Consider the following 1527-nt stretch of genomic DNA (forward strand, 5'->3'; position numbering starts at 1 on the left):
TACAACTGGTCCACCAACTAAGATTAAGTTTTTGTCAGCAGTATCTAATGATACTTCTGAGTCCAATTTTGCAATTGGTGCTGTTAATTTAACTGCTTGTTGTGCATCTGCTAAGATGTCTTTTAATCTAACTTCTGCGTTTAATACAGTTTCTTTCTGACCGATGTTTAAGGTTACTTCTTTTGATTCGTCCATTAAGAATTTAACTTTTAACACATTGTTTTTGTCTTCGTCGTCAAATACTAATTTAAGGTAGTCTGCAATGTTTATTTCGTCTCCATCGTCTAACTTCTTCTTCTTGTCTCCAACGTATTTTAATGCAATACCTACTACATTAGCTTTATCAGACTCAGTAATATCTTTTTTAATGTCTAATTTACCACTGACATTAAGGGCAGCCCATGCTTCCCAGTCTGGTATGTATTCTTCACCAAGTTCAAGGGCTTTGGTATCTTTGGTGATTAATACTTCAGCGTAACCTGTTGTTCCTGCAATGTCTTCCCATGCATCGTTTACAACAACACCAACGTCTTTGTATGCGAGTGTTAACTGGGTTGTATTAGAAACTGTATCAGTTTTTTCTTTTACAACTTTTCCGTCTTTTAATACTTGAACGGTAGCTTTGTACTCGCTTCCACTCTTTAAAATACTTGCTACTTTAACTTCGTAGCCGTTTCCAACTGCGAATGTTTCTCCTTCTTTTAAAACACCGTCTTTTGCTTCTTTACCGAGGTATATTATATCATCATCAGCGTCGATTTTTACAACAGCGTACTCTTCACCTAAGAATGGTATTCTCATACCTGGTTTTAAAGTAACTGTATTAGCATCGTTGAATACTTCTTCGTCATTTTTGTATGCAATTGATGCATATAATAATTGGTCTTCATCTATTGACCTTTTATCGCTGTCATAGACTATTTTTGCAAATACGACTTCTCCAGCATCGTTGTCGTTGCTGTCGAACCAGTCTGATGGGTCAATGTCAGTTACTTTTAACATTGTGCTAACGTCACCTAATGATGTAAAACTATATCCATCAGTTGGGTGGTCATTTTTTAAATCTATGTTTGCGTCATTTGAAGTAACTCCAAAAGTTTTTACAGTTGCAGACCCAACAAGTTGTATCCAGTCAGGGTTAGTTACTTTTGTACCATTAGTTGTAGTGTCATCCACCAAGGTACCATTAATAACTAATTTTAAATAACTACCATTGTAAGTTATGCTTTCTACAATACCGGAACCTTTAGTTATATTAGTACTGCTAGAATCGATATTTACTGTATCTCCTTTTGACAGACTTCCTAGTATGTTTTTTAATTCATAATTGTCTGTGGTAATGTTGATATAATCAACAGTACCGTTGGACAAAACTATGTTTGTTGTTGGATAGTCAGCATCTGTAAAGTTTACATTAAGAGTACTTTCAGTTATAAATCCTTTTGCATAGTCTGAGTCTGCAGCAGCTACGAGAACTACATCTTCTGAAGGACTATCTGAATCTAAATTATAAACATCTACATCGTC

At 35.2% G+C, this 1527-nt stretch carries 1 protein-coding gene; it reads right to left on the reverse strand.

The window, feature by feature from the left end; genetic code table 11:
• A partial coding sequence (locus tag F555_RS08770; RefSeq protein WP_018153186.1) for an S-layer protein occupies positions 1–1527 on the reverse strand: 1527 nt, incomplete at both ends.

It is taken from the genome of Methanothermococcus thermolithotrophicus DSM 2095 (assembly GCF_000376965.1).
GTDB classification, from domain to species: Archaea; AGJL01; Methanococci; order Methanococcales; family Methanococcaceae; genus Methanothermococcus; species Methanothermococcus thermolithotrophicus.